The organism is Aureimonas altamirensis (genome assembly GCF_023702225.1).
GTDB lineage: Bacteria > Pseudomonadota > Alphaproteobacteria > Rhizobiales > Rhizobiaceae > Aureimonas > Aureimonas altamirensis_B.
Genome location: NZ_JAMQCO010000002.1, coordinates 92,915 through 114,824, shown reverse-complemented (window position 1 = coordinate 114,824; position 21,910 = coordinate 92,915). Strand labels below are relative to the sequence as shown.

General features: G+C 65.8%; 19 protein-coding genes. 9 read left to right on the top strand and 10 right to left on the bottom strand.

Annotated features, from left to right (window positions below; all coding sequences use genetic code 11):
* Positions 1-70: 70 nt before the first annotated feature.
* The 9 genes from NDN16_RS03275 (at position 71) to NDN16_RS03235 (ending at position 11,554) form a co-directional block, all read left to right on the top strand.
* Positions 71-997 (top strand): MurR/RpiR family transcriptional regulator, encoded by a 927-nt coding sequence (locus tag NDN16_RS03275; RefSeq protein ID WP_251112197.1) that lies wholly within the window; start codon positions 71-73, stop codon positions 995-997.
* 256 nt (positions 998-1,253) lie between these two features.
* Positions 1,254-2,558, top strand: coding sequence for an ABC transporter substrate-binding protein (locus NDN16_RS03270; protein ID WP_251112196.1), 1,305 nt, complete (start codon positions 1,254-1,256; stop codon positions 2,556-2,558).
* Positions 2,559-2,631: 73 nt separating this feature from the next.
* A complete protein-coding gene (locus NDN16_RS03265; protein ID WP_251112195.1) occupies positions 2,632-4,524 on the top strand; it encodes an ABC transporter permease subunit in 1,893 nt (630 codons plus the stop codon).
* Positions 4,525-4,537: 13 nt separating this feature from the next.
* Entirely contained in the window at positions 4,538-5,587 is a 1,050-nt protein-coding gene (locus tag NDN16_RS03260; protein ID WP_251112194.1) for an ABC transporter ATP-binding protein, read from the top strand.
* Complete coding sequence (locus NDN16_RS03255; RefSeq protein WP_251112193.1) at positions 5,577-6,737, top strand: amidohydrolase/deacetylase family metallohydrolase; 1,161 nt, start codon at positions 5,577-5,579, stop codon at positions 6,735-6,737. Before NDN16_RS03260 ends, NDN16_RS03255 begins: the two co-directional genes overlap by 11 nt.
* A gap of 14 nt (positions 6,738-6,751) precedes the next feature.
* Entirely contained in the window at positions 6,752-8,224 is a 1,473-nt protein-coding gene (locus tag NDN16_RS03250; protein WP_251112192.1) for an aldehyde dehydrogenase family protein, read from the top strand.
* Positions 8,221-8,775 (top strand): gluconate 2-dehydrogenase subunit 3 family protein, encoded by a 555-nt coding sequence (locus NDN16_RS03245; protein WP_251112191.1) that lies wholly within the window; start codon positions 8,221-8,223, stop codon positions 8,773-8,775. Before NDN16_RS03250 ends, NDN16_RS03245 begins: the two co-directional genes overlap by 4 nt.
* Complete coding sequence (locus tag NDN16_RS03240) at positions 8,772-10,397, top strand: GMC family oxidoreductase (protein WP_251112190.1); 1,626 nt, start codon at positions 8,772-8,774, stop codon at positions 10,395-10,397. Before NDN16_RS03245 ends, NDN16_RS03240 begins: the two co-directional genes overlap by 4 nt.
* An 8-nt stretch (positions 10,398-10,405) precedes the next feature.
* Positions 10,406-11,554: a pyridoxal-phosphate dependent enzyme gene (locus tag NDN16_RS03235; RefSeq protein WP_251112189.1), complete on the top strand. Its 1,149-nt coding sequence runs from the start codon at positions 10,406-10,408 to the stop codon at positions 11,552-11,554.
* Here NDN16_RS03235 and NDN16_RS03230 read toward each other — a convergent pair.
* The 10 genes from NDN16_RS03230 to NDN16_RS03185 all read right to left on the bottom strand — a co-directional run bounded on the left by NDN16_RS03230 (position 11,535) and on the right by NDN16_RS03185 (position 21,860).
* Positions 11,535-12,029, bottom strand: coding sequence for a hypothetical protein (locus tag NDN16_RS03230; RefSeq protein WP_251112188.1), 495 nt, complete (start codon positions 12,027-12,029; stop codon positions 11,535-11,537). The two genes, NDN16_RS03235 and NDN16_RS03230, sit on opposite strands and share 20 nt — an antisense overlap.
* 24 nt (positions 12,030-12,053) lie before the next feature.
* On the bottom strand, positions 12,054-12,803 hold the full coding sequence (locus NDN16_RS03225) for an SDR family NAD(P)-dependent oxidoreductase (RefSeq protein ID WP_251112187.1): 750 nt from the start codon (positions 12,801-12,803) through the stop codon (positions 12,054-12,056).
* 8 nt (positions 12,804-12,811) lie between these two features.
* Complete coding sequence (locus tag NDN16_RS03220) at positions 12,812-13,882, bottom strand: ABC transporter ATP-binding protein (RefSeq protein ID WP_251112186.1); 1,071 nt, start codon at positions 13,880-13,882, stop codon at positions 12,812-12,814.
* 4 nt (positions 13,883-13,886) lie between these two features.
* The gene (locus NDN16_RS03215) at positions 13,887-14,720 is read right to left on the bottom strand and encodes a carbohydrate ABC transporter permease (protein ID WP_251112185.1); all 834 of its coding nucleotides are present in this window, start codon (positions 14,718-14,720) and stop codon (positions 13,887-13,889) included.
* Positions 14,721-14,723: 3 nt separating this feature from the next.
* Positions 14,724-15,665: a carbohydrate ABC transporter permease gene (locus NDN16_RS03210; protein WP_435301044.1), complete on the bottom strand. Its 942-nt coding sequence runs from the start codon at positions 15,663-15,665 to the stop codon at positions 14,724-14,726.
* Positions 15,666-15,683: 18 nt separating this feature from the next.
* Positions 15,684-16,946: an ABC transporter substrate-binding protein gene (locus NDN16_RS03205; protein ID WP_285292382.1), complete on the bottom strand. Its 1,263-nt coding sequence runs from the start codon at positions 16,944-16,946 to the stop codon at positions 15,684-15,686.
* Complete coding sequence (locus NDN16_RS03200; protein ID WP_435301043.1) at positions 16,943-18,151, bottom strand: PLP-dependent transferase; 1,209 nt, start codon at positions 18,149-18,151, stop codon at positions 16,943-16,945. The genes NDN16_RS03205 and NDN16_RS03200 overlap by 4 nt, the downstream gene beginning before the upstream one ends.
* Positions 18,148-18,858, bottom strand: coding sequence for a FadR/GntR family transcriptional regulator (locus tag NDN16_RS03195; protein ID WP_251112184.1), 711 nt, complete (start codon positions 18,856-18,858; stop codon positions 18,148-18,150). The genes NDN16_RS03200 and NDN16_RS03195 overlap by 4 nt, the downstream gene beginning before the upstream one ends.
* Positions 18,859-18,966: 108 nt before the next feature.
* Positions 18,967-20,946 (bottom strand): Fe(3+)-hydroxamate ABC transporter permease FhuB, encoded by a 1,980-nt coding sequence (gene fhuB / locus NDN16_RS03190; RefSeq protein ID WP_251112183.1) that lies wholly within the window; start codon positions 20,944-20,946, stop codon positions 18,967-18,969.
* Positions 20,943-21,860 (bottom strand): ABC transporter substrate-binding protein, encoded by a 918-nt coding sequence (locus NDN16_RS03185; protein ID WP_251112182.1) that lies wholly within the window; start codon positions 21,858-21,860, stop codon positions 20,943-20,945. Before NDN16_RS03185 ends, fhuB begins: the two co-directional genes overlap by 4 nt.
* Positions 21,861-21,910: the final 50 nt, after the last annotated feature.

The window sequence follows — 21,910 nt, the reverse complement described above, 5'->3', positions numbered from 1 at the left end:
TCGGGCTGTAACTCCTGTCGATGACCGCGTAAGACGGTCCTGTGACAGCATTGCCCGGACGGAGCCATGGATGCGGGGTGATACATCAACAGCGGCGGGCATTGCCGGGCCGGGCAATGCCAAATCCCGGCCGACGGATATCATCGCCTCCATCGTCGACCGGCAGGAGGGTTTCTCGAAATCCAACCGCCGGATCGCCGATGCGATCCTGTCGGAACCCCATCGCTTCGTGGAAACGCCCGTAGAGGCGTTGACCGTCTGGATCGGAGTTTCCGCGCCCACGATAGGCCGCTTCGCACGCGCGCTCGGCTGCGACGGCCTGAAGGACCTGAAATTGCGCATCATGGGCTCGATGCGGGTCGGCATGCGCTACCTGGAGCCGCAGACTCCGCCGGCCGGGATCGCCGAGATCGCCGACCGCGTCACCAAGCGCGCGCACAGCGCCATCGACCAGATGTACCGAGGCATGGATCTGCCCGCGGTCGAACGCGCCGTGGAGATGATCGCAGGCTGTACGACGCTCTACGCGTTCGGCGGAGGCGGCGTATCGTCGTGGCTGATCGAGGAAATCCAGAACCGCTTCTTCCGGCTCGGCATCCGCGTCATCCCCTGTGCCGACCACCAGCTACAGTTCATGCTGGCTTCCACGACGGAGCGCGGGGATCTCGTCTTCTGTTGCTCGCTGACGGGGGACAATGCCGAGCTTGCGCGCACGGTGTCGGTTGCCCGGGAATACGGTGCGCTGTCACTCGGGCTGGTGCCCCCGGACAGCCTTCTGGCCGGCGTCGTCGATGCCTTGCTGCCGATCGACATGCCGGCCGACGAAGATATCCTGAGCCCGGCCACCATGCGCTACTCCTACCTGATCGCCATCGACGTTCTGGCCTATGCCGTCGCCATCCGCCGAAAGGATGCGGGGCGAGAGAAGCTGCGTCGCGTGCGCCAGCAACTGGCAGACGCGCGCGATACGCCGAAGACGCAGCCATTGTGCGATTGATGCGCTGCAACTGTTCATTTTTTGTTTTTTAGATCAAAAAATACTCTGCTGCCGTGCGATATTTACCCCGCGCCGCCGAAAATGATCGAAAACTAAAAATACCTGTAGACAGGTTCCAGAAACTCCGATTAGCTTTCGTCCCATAGCAGGACAATTCGTCGGCCACCCGCAAGATGGGGAGCCGGGTCAACGGAATGCGGGCGGCGCCTTGCAGGAGCGCCCCGACTCTATCTTCTTGAAACCACGGGGGACTGGCATGACGACATTGCTGGATCGATATCTCTTGTCCCGACGGCAGGTGCTTCGCGGTACCGCAGGCATCGCGGCTGCGGGAATGATGGGGCGCCGGGCCTTCGCCGCACCGTCCACGCCCCTGACGTTCGTCGGCTGGCAGTACCAGCCGCAGATCGTCGACGAGAACGTCAAGACGTTCATGTCTCTCTACGACGAGAACGTGAACTACGAATTGGTGACGGGCGACTACCACCCCATTGCAGAGACGAAGCTGACCGGCGGCCAGCACATCGACATGCTGTATGCCGAGGAAAACTATATCGCACGGTGGCATGCCGCCGAATGGATACGCGATCTCGGCGGCATGCCGGGCATCGACGATATCATCGCCGGTATGTATCCGGTGAGCGTCGAAAGCCTGTCGCTGCCGAATGGCGGACCCTTGTCCGGCATGCCGTATTATGCCGGCTACAACACCTTCCTCTACAATGAGGAGCATCTGTCGCAGGCCGGCGTCGAGGTGCCGGCCACCTGGGATGCCGTTCTGGATGTCAGCCGCAAGTTGAAGGCCGACGGCATATCGGACGCGCCATTCCATGGCATGTGGCAGCAGCAATGGCCGAACATGTCCTGGTACATGTTCTCCGCCTGGTACTCGGAAGGCGCCAAGGTCTTCGATGCCGAGGGCAACTTCGTGGACGAACCGGCCCTGCGCAAGATCCTGGAGATCAACCAGACCTTCTACCGCGAAGGGCTTGTCACGCCTGACATCATGACCCTGCCGGGCGAGGGCGTACCCAGCTACGCCTCCGGACGGCACACATTCATGGTCGTGCACGACTATAACCAGAAGGTCGCGAACGACCCCGCCGTTTCGAAGATCGCCGGCAAGGCCCGCAACGCCCTTATGCCCGGCGCAACGCGATCCACCATGGCCTGGACCGCCTCCTACCTGATGGGGGCGAACCCGGTGGACGAGGAGCGTGTCTGGAACCTTCTCCAGTTCTTCGGCGGCAAGGCCAAGGACGGGCAGTATCATGTGTCCAAGCGCTGGGCGCTCGAGTTCGGCCTGGGTTCCGCCTATCGCGAACTGATGGAAGATCCAGAGGTCGTCGACAGCTTCTCGAAGTGGAAAGACCTGAAGGTCGCGTCCGACCAGCTTTCCAACGCCACATCGCGCGCCATCGGCAAGGCGATCTGGTTCCCTGAATGGGACATGTACATGATGCAGCAGGTGCAGGAATATATCCGTTCCGGCAGCTCCACCGACGCGCTCGTTTCCTCGCTGGCCGAAAAGGCGGAGGAACTCAAGGTCCAGTACGGCTGAGCCTTTCGATGCGGTGCGGCTGCTTTGCGCTGCCGCGCCGCCCCGCGAAGAATCCGACATCGCGAGGAGCCAGATGACCATTTCCCTGGAGACGACCGGCACGGCCGTTCCGCGCGCCCGAAAGCGCCGCGGGCAGGGCGTTCCCGCTTTCGCCTATGTCGCGGTGGCGCCGACGCTGGTGCTGATGACGCTGATCGTGGCCCTGCCTTTGCTCTACAGCCTGTATCTGTCGTTCAACAGCACCAACCCCATCACCAAGCGCTGGGTCTTCGTCGGCCTTGCCAATTACGAGCGCGTCTTCCAGGACGCCGCCTTCTGGGCGTCGCTGGGCCGGACACTGTATTTTTCCGTCCTGGCGGTCATCGGCACCACGGTCCTGGGCACCCTGATGGCGCTGGTGCTCAACCAGCCCTTCCCGGGGCGCGGTCTCTTGCGCAGCGTCGTGCTTGTGCCCTGGGCGATGGCGCCGGTCTCGGTCGGCGTACTCTGGTCTTTCGTCTATGCGGGTAATTTCGGCCTGCTCAACGGCTTCCTCAACGATATCGGGCTTGGTGCGCTGGCGCGCCCCTGGTTCGGCGATGGCGGGCGGGCGCTCAATCTGGTGACGCTGACGCAGGTGTGGAACCAGGCTCCGCTGACGACGCTCATGCTCCTGTCCAGCCTGCAGTCCATGCCGTCGAACCTGCATCGTGCGGCATTGCTGGACGGGGCGGGCGCGGTGCGTCGCTTCTTCTCGATTACGCTGCCCTGGCTCAAGCCGACGCTCGTCTTCGCCATGGTCATCGCCACGATCAACGCGCTGATGACCTTCGACATCATCCTCATCATGACGAGGGGCGGGCCCGGCGCGGCCACCACGACCCTGTCGTGGCACGGCTACATGCAGTCGTTCCAGTTTCTCAAGTTCGGCGAGGGGGCCGCGATCCTCTACGTGCTGACCTTCCTCAGCCTTGCCTTCGCGATCCTCTATTTCACCGTCTTCAGCCGCCGCAAGCCGATGCGCAGGGCGGAAGCCGAAGCCGAGCTTCCGGACGCGGCACGCAGGGTGCAGGCCACCATGGTGCGCCTGCCTGCAGGCGCGCCGCGCCGCATGCTGAGCGCGGCGACGTCGCGGCGCCTCGGCACTGCAACGTTCCGGCTGGGTGTCGCCGCGATCCTCGCCTGGTCTCTTCTGCCGGTTCTGGCGCTGCTGCTCATCAGCCTGTCGCCGGCAACCGACCTCATCCGCACGCCGCCCTCGATGCTGCCGTCCACCCTGACGCTGGAAAACTATCGCGCCGTGCTGTGGCCGGATGGCGGCACGACGAGCGTGCAGGCAGCGCGCGTTCCCCTGTCGATCCTCAACAGCCTGCTGGTCGGCGTCACCGTCGCCATCGTCAACGTGGCGCTGGGAACGCTGGCCGGCTACGCCTTCGCACGCCATGCCGGCCGGCGCTTTTTCTCCGTCAGCCTGTGGGCGCTGCTGCTGACGCGCATGGTGCCGGCGCTCACGCTGGTCCTGCCGTTCTTCGTGCTGTTCCGCATGCTGGGCCTCATCGATACGCATCTCGGCCTCGTCATCGCCTATTCGACGATCCTGATGCCGCTGGCCGCCTGGATGATGAAGACGACTTTCGAGAACGTTCCCGAGAGCCTCGAGCGGGCGGCCTTGATAGACGGATGCAGCCGCTTCGCCATGTTCCGCAAGATCCTGGTGCCGGTGATCCGGCCGGGCATCATCGCGGCGCTTATCTTCTGCTTCCTCGTGTCGTGGAACGAGTTCCTGTTCGCGATGATCCTCACCTCCACGCCGAAGACGCAGACCATCCCCGTCGTCATCGCCGGGTTCCTCAACCAGGCGCGCTTCTACGAGTACGGGCCGCTCTTCGCCGCCAGCGTGCTGGCGATCGTGCCGCCGGTGGCCGTCGCCTTCTTCTTCCAGCGATATCTGGTCCAGGGCGCGCTGTCGGGCGCGGTCAAGGGCTGAGGAGACGAAAGACATGGCCTCCATCACCATATCCCACCTGAACAAGCATTACGGCCGCACCCATGTGCTGAAGGACCTGGACCTGTCGATCGAGGATGGGGAGTTCATCTCCTTCCTCGGGCCTTCGGGTTGCGGCAAGTCCACCTTGCTCTTCTGCATCGCCGGGCTCGAAAGCGGGATCGACGGCTCCATCCGGTTCGATGGACAGGAGATTTCCGACCTCGGCCCGCGAGAGCGCAACATCGCCCTCGTGTTTCAGGACTACGCGCTCTATCCGCACATGACCGTGCGGGAAAACATCGCCTTTCCGCTGCGGCAGCAGCGGGTGGACGACGCCACCATCGCCCGGCAGGTGGCCTGGGCGGCCGATGTGCTCGGCATCGAGCCGCTGCTGGACCGCCAGCCGGCGGCCCTTTCGGGCGGGCAGCGCCAGCGTGTTGCGGTCGGGCGCGCCATCGTGCGCAATCCGGCCGTGCTCCTGATGGACGAGCCGCTGTCCAACCTCGATGCCTCGCTTCGAGTGCGGATGCGTACGGAAATCCGGCGCCTGCAACGGGAGCTGGGCATCACCGTCATCTTCGTCACCCACGACCAGGAAGAGGCCATGGTGCTGTCCGACCGGATCGCGGTAATGAAGGACGGCGTGTTGCAGCAGTTCGCGCCGCCGATGGAAGTGTACAACCGCCCGGCCAACCAGTTCGTCGCCGGTTTCATCGGCAGCCCGCAGATGAACTTTTTGCCCGGCGATTTGTGCGGCGCGCCGCCGGGCGAGGTGGTCGGCATCCGTCCGCACGACCTCAAGCCGGTACGCCGCCCGTCCGGCGGCTTCACCCTGACCGGCGAGCTGATCCTGATCGAACCGGCCGGGCCCTTCCAGTTTCTGGACATCCTGTTCGGCGACACGGTGGTGCGGGCGACGACCACCGACACGACAGGGCTGGAAGCCGGCCAGACGATCACCGTCGCAGCAGATCCGGAAGCGGTCCGCATCTTCTCGGCTGCGGACGGCCGGCGGATCGAAAGACCTTTCAATCAAGCTGAAAGTCGAATTCATGCACTATGATCTCGTCCTCAAGAACGGGCGCGTCGTCGACCCTGCCCAGGGCATCGATCGCAAGGCCGACGTGGCCTTTGCGGACGGCAAGGTGGCCGCGATCGGCGAAGGGCTTGCCGGCGCGCGAAGCCGCGACTGCTCGGGGCTGATCGTCACGCCCGGCCTGATCGACCTGCATACCCATGTCTATTGGGGCGGAACATCGCTGGGCGTCGATCCGGATGCCTTCGCGCGCGACAGCGCCGTTGCCACCTGCGTGGACACGGGCAGCGCCGGGCCAGGCAATTTCGCCGGGTTCCGCAAGCATGTCATCGAACGCAGCGAGGTGCGCATCCTCGTCTATCTGCACGTTTCCTTCGCCGGCATATACGGCTTCGCCAAGAACATCATGCTGGGCGAAAGCCATGATATCCGCCTTCTGGCCGGCCGCGAGGCGGTGGAGGTGATCAACGAGAACCGCGACGTCATCATCGGCGTCAAGGTGCGCGTCGGGCGGCATGCCTCGGGCCCGGCCGGCATCCAGCCGCTGGACGTCGCCCTGCAGGTGGCCGACGAAACGGGCCTGCCGCTGATGGCCCATATAGACGAGCCGCCGCCATCCTATGAGGAGGTCGTCTCGCGGCTGCGCCAGGGCGATGTGCTGACCCACTGCTATCGCCCGTTCCCCAACGCCCCGATCGACGGCAGGGGCAAGGTGAAGCAGGCGATCCTGGCAGCGCGCCAGCGCGGCGTGCTTTTCGATATCGGGCACGGGATGGGCTCTTTCTCATGGCGCACGGCAAGGGCCATGGTGGCGGAAGGCTTCCTGCCCGACACGATCTCTTCCGACGTCCACTCGCTGTGTATCACCGGCCCGGCCTACGACCAGGTGACGACGCTGTCCAAGTTCCTTGCCCTCGGCGTTCCGCTGGACGAGGTCATCGCAGCCTCCACCGTCAACGCAGCCAAGGCGCTGCAGCGCCCCGAACTCGGCAGTTTCAAGGTTGGTGCGCCGGGCGACGCTTCGGTGCTGGAACTGCGGGAAGGAAGCTTTCCGCTGGAGGACGTGCGCGGAGAAGTCGTCGTGGCCAACGAGCGGCTGTTCGCCGCCGGCCTGGTCATCGCGGGGCGGGAAGTGGCCGGCGGGGCGGACAAGCCGCTCGCGGCCGCGGCGGAATGACGGGGAGGAACGGGATGATGGACGGATCGATTCCGGTGCGGCGCGAGCCGGCCAACTACATCGGCGGGGAGTGGCTGACCGAGCCGGAGACAATGCCGGCGATAAACCCCGCTACCGGCAAGGAAATCGCCCGCCTGCCGAAGTCGGGCGCGGCGGCGGTGGATGGCGCGGTGCGCGCGGCATCCGGCGCATCCGCCGGCTGGGCGGCAACGCCCGTCTTTGCCCGCGCCGCGTTGTGCGTCGCCATCGGGGCGGCGATCGACGCCCGGCGCGAGGAGATAGCCCGCGTGTTGTCGGCAGAGCAGGGCAAGGTGCTGGCGGAAGCCATGGGCGAAGTCGGCAAGGCCGCGGACGGCTTCCGGCTGGCCGCCGAGCTGGTCAGGCAGATGGGTGGCGAGACATTGCCGGCCGAAGACCCGACCAAGCTGGTGATGACCATACGTCAGCCGCGTGGCGTCTATGGGGTGATTACCCCATGGAACTTCCCGGTCAACATCCCGGTGGAATATCTCGCACCGGGCATCGCGACGGGCAACTGCATCGTATGGGTTCCGGCGCCGTCCACCTCGCTCGTCGCCGTGGCGCTGATGGAGGCCATCGCGGAAGCCGGCCTGCCGGCAGGAGTCATAAACCTGGTGATCGGGGAAGGCGCGGTTGCGGGAGAGGCTGTCGTGACCCATCGAGGCGTCGTGGCCATCGGCTTCACCGGCAGCGCGGCGACGGGCAGGCGCATTGCCGAGCGTGGGGCCGGCAAGCCGATGCTGCTGGAACTCGGCGGCAACGGGCCCGTCGTGGTGTTCGAGGATGCCGATCTCGACGCCGCCGCCGCCGCCGCGGCCGGCGGTGCGTTCTTCAATGCGGGGCAGGTGTGCGCCGCGACCGGCCGCGTTCTGGCGCACCGTTCCATCGTGGATCCGCTTTGCGACAGGCTGGTGGAACATGCATCCCGGCATGTGCTTGGCGATCCGTCCCACCAGGGCACCACCATGGGGCCGCTGAACAACGCCAAGGTCGCCGCCAAGGTCAGGGAGCATGTCGAGGAAGCGGTCGCCGGCGGCGCCAAGCTTCTGCATGGCGGCAGGCCGCGCCCCGACCTCGGCGGCGACCTCTTCTTCGAGCCGACCGTCATACGGGACGTGACGCCCGACATGAAGATCAACCGGGAGGAGACGTTCGGCCCGGTCGTACCGGTGGTTGCCTTCGACACGGAAGCCGAGGCGCTGGAGCTTGCTCTCGACAGCGAATACGGACTGTCGGTCGGCGTCTTCACGGCAGACATCGCCAGGGGAGTGGAGATGGCGAAGGCCATTCCCGCCGGGATCGTGAACGTCAATGCCGGAAGTACCTGGTGGGAGATCCACCTGCCGTTCGGCGGCGGTTCGGGTACGAAAAGCGGTATCGGGCGGCTGGGCGGGCGGCACACGATGGAAGCGATGACCGAATTGAAGATGATCAGCGTGACGTTGCCCGGAAAGGATTTGTCATGAGCGCCGCGGATCTGGAGCCGGAGCGCCGGAACACGCCGATGGAAGCGCGCGAAAAGGCACGGCTGGTGCTGGCGCTGGTGGACGAGCTCGTGCCGGGCGACGGCTTCTGGCCCTCGGCGTCGGAGGCGGGCGTGCATGGCCTGGTCGCGCTGCGTGTCATGGCGGAATGGGACGACGCCGCCTTCGACCGGTTGGCGAGGGGCCTTGGATGGGGCAAGGACGGTCTGTCCAGCCCGAACGGCGAACGGCGGGTGGCCGCGGTCGCCGCGCTGGAGACGGCCGAGCCGGAGCTGTTCGATACGCTGCGCAGCGCGACATACCTTGCCTATTACGAGACCCCGTTCGTCATTGCCGCGATCCAGGCGACGGGGCGGCCCTACTCCTACCGGCCGCATGTGACCGGCTATCCGATGGCGGCCTTCGACTACAACCGCGATACGCCGCGCCACGGGCGCGGCCACTACCTGAGGACCGACGAGGTCGAGCGGCTGGATATCGCCGCGCTGGACCTTGCCGAAAGCAGAACGGAACGCTGGGGGCTCGAGCGATGACCGAAACGCGGGAATGCGATGTGCTGATCGTCGGGGCCGGCGCCACCGGATCTCTTGCCGCGCTGGTACTGGCCGAGGCCGGCCTGGATGTCGTCTGCCTGGAGCAGGGCTCCTGGGTGGAGGCGGCGGACCATCCGCACCTTCATGCGGACTGGAGCTGGCAGCGGCGCACCAACTGGAGCCCGGACGTCAACAAGCGCCGGCATCCGGACGATTTTCCGGTCACGTCGGACTCGTCCCAGATCCTGATGTGGAACGCCGTCGGCGGCTCGACCAACGTCTATGGGGCCATATGGCCGCGCTATCGGCCCAGCGATTTCCGCAAGGGCACCGAGCATGGGCTGCAACCCGACTGGCCCATCGCCTACGAGGATATCGCGCCCTATTACGAGGCCGCCGACAGGCTGGTGGGCGTTTCCGGCCTGCCGGGCGATCCGGCCATGCCCCCGCGCGAGCGTTGCCCGACGCGGCCCATGCCCTTCTCCAGGGTGGCGGGGCGGCTTGCCAACGGGTTCGATACGCTGGGCTGGCATTGGTGGCCGGTAGAGGCGGGCGCGGTTTCGGAAGATTACGACGGACGCCCGGCCTGCAACAATTGCGGCACCTGCAACGGCTGCCCGCGCGGCTCCATGAGCAAGTATTCCATGTCGATCTGGCCCAAGGCGCTGGATGCAGGTTGCGAACTGCGCATCAACGCCCGCGTCTTGAAGATCGAGAAGGGGCCGGACGGGCGCGCGACGGGCGCATGGTACGTCGACCGCAATACCGACCGCACCCTGTTCCAGAAGGCCAAAATCGTCATCGTCGCGGCCAATGGCATCGGCACGCCGCGGTTGCTGCTGGCCTCCGACAATCTGGCCAACCAGAACGACCAGGTGGGCCGCTATCTGCTGCATCATACGCTGGTGGGCTGCGAGATGTTCGTGGACGAGCCGGTCGACGGACAGATCGGCTATGTCGCCTCCCTCATTTCCCGCCAGTTCGCCGAAACGGACCTGTCGCGCGGTTTCGTCAACGGGTTCAACTTCAACTGCATCACGTCTACCGCGTCCGCCGGGGAGCTGGCGACAGGCTGGTTCAGCCCGTCGCGTGCGCCCTGGGGCAAGGGCCACCATGACTGGTTCCGTAGTCATTTCGGCCATTCCATCGGGGTGTTCGCCATCGGCGACGACCTGCCAAACCCGGACAACCGGGTAACCTTGTCGGCCACCTTGACCGACGGCGACGGCGTGCCGGCGGCCGAAACGCATTACGCACCCGGTGAAAACGACAGGCGCATGATGAACTACATGCTGGATCGCCTGGAAGACCTGGCCAAGGCATGCGGCGCCGTCGAATACCATTTGCAGGATTACCGCGACAAGGACGGCGTCTACCGCACGCCGGCCTGGCACATGATCGGCACCTGCCGCATGGGCAAGGAGGAAGAACATTCCGTGGTCAACAAATGGCACCAGAGCTGGGAGGTGCCCAACCTCTTCATCGTGGACGGCAGCGTGCTGGCCACCGGCGGCGTGGTGAACCCCACGCCGACCATCTCGGCGCTGGCCCTGCGTGCGGCCGCCTATATCCGCGACAACTTCCAGAGTCTGTCCACCACCACACGCTCCCTGGCAGCGTGAGGCGCGCGATGGACGCGGAAATTCGAAACGCGATACCGCCGCTCGCCGGGTTGCGCTGTCTTTCCTGCGGGGCCCTGTCCCCGCCGGCGCTTACCTATCGCTGCCCGGAATGCGGTGGCATCCTGCGCGTCGAGCGCGCCTTGCCGGTTGCAGGCCTTTGGGAACGGCGCGACTTCGTATCCGATGCCGTCACGCTGGGCGAGGGCGATACGCCCCTGCGGGAGGTTCGTCCCGCCCTTCTGCATCCGGACTTCGCCTGGCGGCTCCTGCTGAAGGACGAGACGCGCAACCCCTCCGGTTCGTTCAAGGACAGGCTGGTGGCTGCCGCGATGAGCCGCGCGCTGGACCTGGGCGTCGAAGGGGTCATCTGTGCGTCGAGCGGCAATGCCGGGGCCGCCGTCGCGTGCTATGCCGCCAATGTCGGAATTCCGGCGATCATCGTGTGTCCGGAAACGACACCCGATGGCAAGGTGGCGCAGATCGCCGCCTACGGAGCAACTTTCCACCGCGTACCCGGCGATTATTCGAACGCATTCCACAAGGGGCGGGCCCTGGCCGCACAAACCGGCTACGCAAACCTGACGACCACCTATCTGAACGCCTATGGCGTCGACGCGCTGCGGCTGATGGGGCAGGAGATCGCGCTGGCGCTCGGCGGCGATGCGCCGGACTGGGTTTCCATTCCGACGAGTTCGGGCCCGCTCGTGCATGGCGTACACCAGGGGTTCGCCGACCGGGCGGGGGCGATGCCGCGTCTGGTGGCGGCGCAATCGTCGGGATGCGCCCCGATAGCGTCTGCCTATGCGGCCGGCGCGGAGGCCGTTTCGCCATGGCAAAGCCCGAAGACGGTCGCCTCGGGCATATCGGATCCGCTTGCCCAGTATCCGGAAGAGGGCAGCCTGACGCTGTCGCTCGTCCGCGACAGCGGCGGCGAGGCGGTGGCCGTGCCGGACGCCGCAATCCTGGATGCGATGCGCGACCTGGCGCGCCATGCGGGCCTGTTCTGCGAGCCGACGGGCGCAACCTCGCTGGCCGCCATGCGCCGCCTTCATGCGGACGGAAAGCTGGGCGCGGGCGATACGGTGGTGTGCATCGTCACCGGCCATGGGTCCAAGGATACCGCAGCCTGGGCGCAGCTCAGCCGCGCGGCTGGCTGAGCGGGTTCGGCATGTAGCCGACGAACCCCGTAAGCTTCCATGCGCCGTCCACGCGGGCGCAGAAGTACAGCGTCTGCCAGGACAGGATATCCTGCCCGCCATCCGCACGGCGCAGGATGCCGTCGAACTTCTTGTGCGCCACGGCCTTGTCGCCGTCGATATCGATGTCGCGCAGGTTCGTGGCCTTGAAGAGCGCGGCACGGACGGGCTCGGCATAGGCTACATCCTGCGCGGCACGCGCCTGCCGCAGCCACTCTTCCCGGTAGGACGCCAGGGTCGGAAACCGCAGGCGCCAGCTATCCGGATTTCCGGAACCGTCGGCATCCAGCCCGAAGAAGCGATCTTCGACGAAGTCGCCCGCCACCAGCGACCAGTCGGCCGACAGGAACGCGTCTATGTCGCGTTGCACCAGCATGGTCCAGATGGCGTGGCGGGCCTGGTCTTCTTCGGGAAAGGGATTATCGGTAGGCAGCATACGAAATTTTCCTAAGGTAGAAATTCAGGATATTGCATCGACGAAGGCAGGGTTGCCGGCGGTCAGCCCCGCATCCACGGGCAAGACCGCACCGGTGATGCCGGATGCGGCGTCCGACGCAAGAAACAGCACGGCATCGGCGACTTCGCCCGGTTCCACCATGCGCCGCAGCGGGTAGAGCGGCGTGATGCGGGCGGCAAGGCCGGGCCATTTTTCGAAGCGGTGGTCCCAGGCCGGCGTGCGCACGGAGCCGGGGCACACCGCGTTTGCCCTGACCCCGTCGGGGCCGGCTTCCACCGCAATGGCGCGCATATAGGCCAAAAGCCCCGCCTTGGCGGCGGAATAGGCGGGATTGCCGTAATGGCCGATCGCGTTGACGGAAGCCACGAAGACGAGCGTGCCGCGCCCACGCCGGCGCATTGCCGCAACGAGCGGCGCGGTAAAGTGCCGTACACCGGACAGATTGATCGCCATCTCGGCATCCCATGCGTCGGTATCCGTCGTCGCAAGGGTTTCCGCCCGCGTGAACCCGGCATTGGAGATGACGATATCGGGCGCGCCGTGGCGTGCAAGGCATCGCTGCGCGGCCGCCTCGCATGCCGCGCGATCCAGAAGATCGAAGGGCGCGGCGTCGATGGCCCGCGGGTCGAAGCGGGCGTCGGCACGATCGGACAGAACGAGGCGCGCTCCGGCACCCGCCAGCCTTTCCACCAAAGCGGAGCCGATGCCGCCGCCGGCGCCGGTCAGTACCACGAGCCGATCCGTCATCGTCATGGCAGACCTCAGTTCAGCCTGGCGCCGCTGCCTGGATCGAAGAGATGCAGCTTGTCCGTGGGCAGCGACAGGGGCACGCGGTCTCCACGCGCGATGCGGCTGACACCGCTGGCAAATGCCTTGACCGCTATTCCGTCGAGATCGCAATGGATGATTGTGCCCATTCCCGTCGGCTCGACGAGCTCCACCGGCACGACGATCGGCGAGCCGGCAGCCGCGTCGCCGATGGCAACATGCTCCGGGCGGATTCCCATGGTCACATCGCCGGGCCGCACATCGCGATCCAGCGGGAGCGGCCCGGAAGACAGGCCCTCCATGACCGGACCGCCGCTTCCCGGCCGTATACGGCCGTCGATGAAGTTCATCGCAGGAGAGCCGATGAAGCCGGCGACGAAGCGGTTTGCCGGGCGCTCATACAGGTCCAGCGGCGACCCGATCTGCTGGATCACGCCGGCCTCCATCGCCACGATCCGGTCGGCCAGCGTCATCGCCTCGATCTGGTCGTGCGTGACATAGATCGATGTTGCGCCAAGGCCTTGGTGGAGTTTCTTGATCTCGGCCCGCATCTGCTCGCGCAGGCGGGCGTCGAGGTTGGACAGGGGTTCGTCGAAAAGAAAGGCAGCCGGCTCGCGGACGATGGCGCGGCCCATGGCGACACGCTGGCGCTGGCCGCCGGACAAAGCGCGGGGGCGCCGCTCCAGAAAGCGGGTCAAACCCAGCGTCTCGGCTGCGCCGCGCACGGCAGCCTCCATTTTCTCGCGTGGGGTGCGGCGCAGGCGCAGAGCGTAACGCATGTTGTTGGCAACGCTCATATGCGGGTAGAGCGCATAGGACTGGAACACCATGGCAAGGTTTCGGTCCTTCGGCGCCAGGTCGTTGACCCGTTGTCCGCCGATGGCGATCTCCCCGGAGTTGATGTCCTCCAGTCCGGCGATCATGCGCAGCAGCGTGGACTTGCCACAGCCGGACGGGCCCACCAGTACGATGAACTCGCCCGACCGGATCGACAGGTCGATGCTTTCAAGGACGGTGATCGGCCCATACGCCTTGTGCACGGAACGGATGTCGATGGTGGACATGGCGTTATCCCTTTACCGCGCCGGCCGTCAGGCCCTGCACGAGATAGCGTTGGATGACGAGGAAGAAGAGAACCGCCGGAATGAGCGCCAGCACGCCAGCGGCCATCATCTGCCCGAAATCGACGCCGAACTTCGACACGAAGGACAGGAGCCCCACGGGAAAGGTGCTGGCATCCACCTTGGATATCAGCATCAGGGCGAAGAGGAGCTCGCTCCAGGCCGCCGTGAAGACGAAGCCCAGCGTTGCGGCCATGCCCGGCAGCGTCAGCGGCACGATGATCTGGGCGAAGGCGCGGAAGCGGCTGGCACCGTCGATCATGGCGGCTTCCTCCAGATCCTTCGGGATGCCGTCGAAGAAGCTCTGCATCAAAAAGATGGCGAAGGGCACGTTGAAGGCCGAGTAGACGATGACGAGGCCGGTGAGCGAGTTGGTGAGGCCCAGCGGCGACAGGATCTTGAAGATCGGCGCGATCAGCATCACCAGCGGAAACATCTGCGTCACCAGCAGCAACGCCACCATTGCCATCTTGCCGCGATAGGCGAAGCGCGAGAAGGCATAGCCCCCGAAGGCCGCGATGACGGTGACGATGACGGCGGTGGACAGCGATACGATGAGGCTGTTGCGGAAGAACAGCGGAAAGCTGGAATGCCGCAGGACGAAGTCGAAATGCTCGAAGCTCATGCGGGAGGGCCACAGCCGCACGCCTTCCGAATACATCAGGTCGTTGGGTGTGACCGCCACCTTGAGCAGCCAGAACAGCGGGAACAGGGCGAACAGGATGAAGGCCAGAAGCCCCAGCCTGTGCCCGAACGTCAATGCGAGCTTGCGCGTCGTCATTCGTCAACCCCGCGAAAGCATGGCCTGCCGCAGGCCGATGATGAGGAGGGAATAGACCAGCAGAAGGCCCAAGAGGACCATCGAGATGGCCGAGGCATAGCCGAAATCCAGCTTCCGGAACGCCGTGGTGAAGATGTAGCTCGCCACGATCTGCGTCCGGTCCGCCGGCCCGCCGCCGGTCATCACCACGATCAGGTCGGCGAAATTGGCAACCCACACAGTGCGCAGCAGGATGGTGATCGCCATGGTTGGCGCCAGGAAGGGCACGGTGATGCTGGTGAACTGCCGGAAGGCGCTTGCCCCGTCGATGGATGCGGCCTCGTAGATATCCTTCGGTATGGCCTGCAGGGCGGCCAGCAGGGTGATTGCGAAAAAGGGAATGCCCCACCAGATGTTCGCGATGATCGGGCCCCACATGGCAAGGTCCGGGTCGGCCAGGATATTGGTGGGCGCTTCGAGAATGCCGAGGGCCGCCAGCCAGTGCGGCAGGGGCCCGACGACCGGGTTGAACATCCACGCCCAGTTGAGCCCGGACAGGAAGGTCGGCACCGCCCATGGCAGGAACACCAGGGCCTGGGCGATGCCGCGGCCCCGAAACGGGCGGTTGAGAAGCAACGCCAGGATGAGCCCGAGCGTGAACTGGAAGAAGACCGAGGACGCCGTCCAGAAGACGGTGTTGTTGAGCGCCGTCCAGAAATTCCGGTCGGACATCAGCGTCTGGAAGTGCTTGAGCCCCACATATCCGCCGCCGAACGGGTTCAGCAGGCGGATATCGCGGAAGGCATAGGATATGCCGATGGCCAGGGGCACCAGCATGACGGCGAGGATGAGAACCAGCGCCGGCGCACTGTAGAGGTAGGGCTCGGCCCGGTGCAGAAACCTCTGCATCGGGCTGCGCCCGGTGGGCCCATGTGTTCGTGCGCTTGCGGCGGTTGTCGAGGTCATCGTGTCTCCGTCGGGCGATTACTGGTCGGCGAGGAACTTCTGCTGGGCCGGGGTCAGGTAGTCGGCCCATTCCTTGCCCAGTTCCTCGGCCGTGATCTCGCCCAGAAGGGCGCGCTGCGCCGAGGTCGGCACGAGGCTGTCCTTGAAGAAGGCGAACTCCTCGAGGTGGCTCGGCAGCGAAGTGGGCACCACGTTCGCGTCGCGCAGCTCGTCGAACCAGCCCTTGAACTTGTCGTCCGCATAGAAGGGATCGTCTTCGGCAGAGGTGTGCACCGGCAAGGCGCCGGTGCGCTTGTTCCACGCGATATTGCCTTCAGGAGATTCAAGCTTTGCGATAAGATTCCAAGCCATATCCTTGTTTTCACTGGATGCGAACATGGACCATCCAGCAAAGCCGATGACTGGAAACGCCTTGCCTGCCGAACCTTTCGGGATCGGGACGACGCCATAGTCTTCCGGCTTCATGCGCTCGTCGATGGCGATCAGCGCGTCCGGATCCTGGTTCAGCATCGCGCAGGTGCCGGAGTAGAAACCCGCCACGGTTTCGTTAAAGCCCCAGTTGACGGCGTCCTTCGGAGCGAGCCCGTTCTTGTAGTAGTCGATCAGGAAGGACAGTCCTTCGATCTTGGCAGGGTCGGCGAAGGTGGAGGTGCCGTCTTCATGGAAGAGGGCGTTGTCGCCGGACACGCCATTGGCGAAGATGGTCCAGTCGTTCAGGCCGCCGCGTCCGCCGCGCAGGCAGTAGCCGTATTTGCCGGGAAACTCGGCGATCTTCCGCGAGGCCTCCATGAACTCGTCCAGCGTCGTGGGCGGAGCCGCGACTCCGGCTTCCTCGAACAGCTTCTTGTTGTAGAAAAGCGCCTGCATGTAGAAGCCGTAGGGCAGCATGTAGGCCGTTCCGTCGATGGACCGCCCGAACTGCAGGGCCCGCTCGTTGAGCCCTTCCGTATGCTCCCATGTTTCAAGATACGGTTCCAGGCTTTCCAGCGCGCCGTTCTTGGCATAGAGCGCTACCCAGGTATCCGGCATCTCGACCACGTCAGGCGTATCGCCCGCCGAAACCATCGTGGCCAGTTTTTCGAAGGCCTCGCCCCAGGGTAGCGAGGTGATCTCCACCGTCGTACCGGGATTCTCCGCCTCGAACTCGGCGACGATCTCCTTCAGGGTCTCGGTCCGGGCGGGGCTCGTTATCACTTCCACCAGCTTCAGCGTCGTATCGGCCATGGCCGTGGACGACAGGAGAAGCGTGGCCAGCGAGGCTGCGGCAAACATTCGGATCATGCGGGAATTTCCTTCTCACCTGGGGTTTGCTGGGGGGAAAGCGCGGCGCCGGCGATGGCGGCGTCGAGTTCGGCGATCAGCATGTCGGCGCCCTCCAGGCCGACATGCAGGCGTATGGATTTCGGGTGGATCCCGAAGGCCCTGCCGGAATTGGGGCCCTGTGCCTGCTCCAGGACGACCTGGCCCGGCACGCAGAGGCTTTCATGGCCGCCCCACGATACGCCGAGCTTGAACAGCCTCAGCGCATCGACGAAGGCAGGCACGTCGATGTCGTCGCGGAAGATGAAGGAGAACAGGCCGCTGGTGCCGGTCAGCCCTTCCGGCAGCGTGTTGCCGAGGCCGGGATGCTGGACGGAAACGACTGCGGGATGGGCGGCCAGGTGGCGCGCCACGGCCAGAGCCTCGGCCTCGTGCGCCTTCATACGCAGGGGCAGCGTGCGCAGGCCGCGCACAAGCAGCCAGGCGTCGAAGGGCGAAAGCTTGCCGCCGAGATAGGGATAGGTGCGGGAGCGGATCTCGCCGATCAGCGCGGACGAACCGGCAACCACTCCGGCCACCACGTCGGAATGGCCGCCGATATATTTGGAGGCGGAGTGGATGACGAGGTCCACCCCCAGCGCCAGCGGCTGCTGGAAGACCGGCGTCGCCCAGCTATTGTCGATCATGCTCAGGACGCCGGCCTTCCGGGCAAGGCCCGCCAGCGCACGCACGTCGTGCGTTTCCATCACCCAACTCGTCGGCGACTCCATGTAGAAGAGCCGCGCGCCGGGCAGGGCGGCGGCCACCGCCTCTGCGTCCCGTCCGTCGACATAGTCCACCCTTATGCTCCACTCGCGGCACAGCGTCTCGAAGAGGCGATAGGCGTCGGGGTAGACGTGGCGCACGGCCAGGATCCGGTCGCCCGGCCGTGCAAAGGCAAGGACGGCCGACGAGATTGCCGCCATGCCGCTGGCGAATCCCACCGCATCCTGTGCCCCTTCCATCGCCGCCAGCTTTTCCTCGAACAGGCGGACGGTCGGGTTCAGCCCGCGCGTGTAGGTTGGGCGGCGCTTCTCGCCGCGATAGGTGGCCGCCATTTCCGCGTAGGAGCCGAATGTGAAAAGCGAGGTCTGCACGATAGGCGGCACCACCGCCTCATACGGGTTGCCGGCGTCGTGCGCGGCGATCCGGGCGATTTCCAGTGCAGAAACCGGCTGCATGGTCATGTCGACATGTCCTTGATGTCTTCCTCGACGATGTCGAGGATTGCGATTGTCTTGCGGCGTGCCGTTTCCGGATCGCGGGCCGCGATGGCGTGGAACAGCTCGCGGTGGAAGGGAAAGGAGCGGCGTGCGAAGTCGGGCCTGTCGAAGGGTTCGGCGAAGAAGCTTTCGAAGGTCTGGCGCATCTGCTCCAGCAATTGGCCGAACAACGGGTTGTGGGCGGCGTCGTAGATGGAGAGGTGGAAAAGAAGGTCTTCCGCGCCGGCGCCCTGGCCACCGCGCGCGATGTGCTTTCGCTCCACCTCCGCGAGCCGGTCCTCCATGACCGCCAGGTCTTGTGGCGTGGCGCGCAGGGCAGCGAGCGCCGATGCCTCCACTTCCAGTGCGCGGCGCACCTCCAGCGTCTGGAGAAGCGCGTTGCGCAACTCCGAACCGTCGATGGAAAGCGGCATGTGGACGGTGGTCGCATTGACGGTGCGCAGAAGATAGGAGCCGCTGCCCTTGCGGGTCTCCACGATGCCGAGCGCCTGCCACTGGCGGATGGCCTCGCGGATCGTAGAGCGCCCGACGCCCAGCGCCGACATCAACTCCCGCTCTGCCGGCAGCTTGTCCGATGCCTTCAGCCCGGCACGGTCGACATAGTCGGCCAGCGCGGCGAGGACGTCGCGCAGCCTGTCATGTGTCGGTAGGCGGGCAAGCCCCTGCTGCATCGGCGCTAGAAACCAGACTGATAGAATTGGTCTGACATCTTGCCAATCTGGCGGCGTCTGTCAATTCTCTGGGCAAGCCCGATTTTTGTGCGGGTGCGAACGCAGCAGTTACGTTCGGCTGCGTTTCTGTAGAAGGACCAGAAGGAACGGCCCGCCGACAAGGCAGGCGACGAGGCCCGTGGGTAGCTGGAACGGAAATGCGGCGAGCCGCGCGACCCAATCGGCGACCACCATGACGAGGCCACCCGCAAGGGCCGCGCGCAGCAGCATCGGGCCGGGCGCATGCCCCCCCTTGCCAAACCGGAGTGCCAGATGCGGCGCCATCAACCCGACGAAGCTGACCGTACCGGCAACGGGGACGGCAATGGCGGCTGCCAATGCGGCGAGCGCCAGAAGCGACAGGCGGGCCGGGCGAAGCGGCACGCCCAGGGAAAGGCTGGTTGCCTGACCGAGAGGCAGCATGGCGAGCCAGCGAAGACAGGCGGCGGTGGCGGCGGCGATGATCGCCAGCGCGCCTGCCATCTGCAGCACCAACGGCCATGTAGCGGCCGAGGCCGATCCGCCGACCAGGCGAAGAAGCTGGAAGCCGCGTGGATCGCCGCTGGCGGTAAGCACGCCGATGAAGGCATCGGCCAGTGCGGTGATGGCTATACCCGACAGGAGAACGCGGTCCGGCGCGAAGCCGGAGCGCCTGCTGAAGCCGAGCACGATCAGGATGGTGAACAGACCGCCCAGAAGCCCCGCGCCGGTGGCCCCGATCCCTCCGGATGCTCCCGCAAGAAGCAGTATCGCCGCCATGCCCAGCAGCGCGCCGGCGCCGATGCCCAGAATTTCGGGGCTGGCCATCTCGTTGCCGCTGACGCGCTGCAGGATCAGGCCAGCGATGCCAAGAAGCGCCCCTGCGACGAAGGCGGCGACGGTGCGCGGGATCCGCCATTGCGCAAGGTCCGCCCACTGCTCCGGCATGGCGACGGCGAAGGCGCCGCCGGGTACGCGCCCGACCATAAGCGTCACCACCAGCAAAACCAGAACGGCGAGCCCGAGTGCAGGCAGGCCGAGGCGTGCGGGGTTTGGGCGCGCCCCGGCCGCCATGCCGGGCGGCACGCGCTGTCCGATGGACAGCCGTGGCAGCAGCCAGAGCAGCAATGGCGAGCCCAGTATGGCGGTGACCGCGCCTGTCGGTACGAAGGCCGCATAGGCTCCCGCGGCCCACTGAACGCAAAGATCCGTAAGGAGCAGCAGCCCGGCGCCGGTGACGGCAGACCAGATCAGCCGCTTCAAGGGTGTCGTCGCGCCCGAAGCGGTGGCAAGCAAAGGCGCGATCAGGCCGATGAAACCGAACACGCCCACCGCGCTGGTAACCAATGCCGCCGGAAGGATGCCGGCGAAGATTGCCGCCATGCGCCATTGCGCCACTTTCAGCCCCAGGCCGCGCGCGCTGTCGCTGCCGAGTTCGATAAGCCTCAGCGGCCGCATCAGCGGCATGAGGATCGCGAAGGCCAGCGCCAGGCGCAGGCCGAGTGCGCCGACCGGCGCCCAGCCTTGCGCGCTCAACGACCCGGCGCCCCAGATGAAAAGACCTTCCAGATAGCGTTGGTGCGTCAGTTGCAGCACGCCGGACATGGCGGCGCACAGAAGGCTGACCATCAGGCCGGCCAGTACCAGCGGCACCGGCGAGAAACCCTGCCGGCGGGTCAGGACGAGGACGAGCAGCATGGCAAGGAGCGAGCCGGCGAGGGCGGCGATGTCGCGCCCCCAGCCGAGCAGGCCCGGCATGAACAGCAGCGCCACGGCGATGGCCAACCGCGCTCCCCCGTCGATGCCGACCGTGGTGGGCGAGGCCAGCGGATTGCGCAGGGCCATCTGCAGGATGGCGCCGGATGCGCCGAGGCCGGCCCCCGCCAGAAGCGCCAGGCCCAGGCGCGGAAGCGTTGCGTACAGGAAGACGAGCCTGTCGACGTCATAGCCTTGCGTCGGGCGGAACAACTCCTGCACGTTGCCGGCAAACAGGGCTGCAGCCAGCAGCGCGGCGATGCCGAGAAGGCCGAGCGCAAGGCGCGGCGCACTCGATGATATGGCCAGCTTCACGAGGCGGGGCTTTCCAGTGCGACGCGCAGCGACCCGGCGAAGCGACGTGCCGCGACGAGGCTGCCGAACATCAGGACGGAGGGCAGGCGGCGTACCTGCCGCCGGCGCACCGCCGGCAATGCCTGCCACAGGGGAGATTGCGACAGGCGCGTCCATGCATCCGGCTGTACCGGCTCGATCAGCAAGAGCTGCGCGTCCCCCACCTCCGAAAGACGCTCGATGCCGACCGTCTCGAACCCCCAGTAGCCGCCATCAGCCTGCCAGGCATTGGTGAGGCCGAGCCGTTTCATGACCGAATCGAGAAGACCGACGGGCGCATAGACGCGCACATGACGCTCATCCATCAACGATACAACCAGAAGTGGCGTGTCCGCGAATTGCGCACAGGCGATGCGCGTTGCATCGAAGAAGGCCTGCGTATCGGCAAGGAAGGCCTCGGCACGCGCTTCCAGGCCTGTCAGGCGTCCCAGACGGCGCGTTGCGGTTACGGATTCGTCGAACGGAACGAGGCCCGGAGCATAGATCGAGATGCGCTCCACCGGTGCGATCCGGGACAGGATCGGCTCTGCCGCCGATGTGTAGTCGCTGGTCAGGATCAGGTCCGGCCGCAGCGCCGATACGACTTCCAGATTGGGATCCAGATTGGCTCCGACATCCACCGTGCGGGCCGGCAAAGGCGGCTCCACCACCCATTCGGCCCAGCCCGGCACGTCGGCAAGGCCGACCGGCGGCAGGCCAAGCGTAATCAGCGTTTCCGCCAGCCCGTAATCCAGAGAGACGATCCGCCGCGCAGTCTGTGCACGCGCCGCAGGCGCGAGGGCTAGACCGGACAGGGCAGCGCCGGCAAAGGCCAGGACCGCGCGCCTGTGAAGGAACGCAGCGGACGGGGAAAAAGGGCTTGCAGGATCGTGCATCGCAACTGACACGGAAACTTGAACACTGAAATCAGGTTTCTTAAGCATCC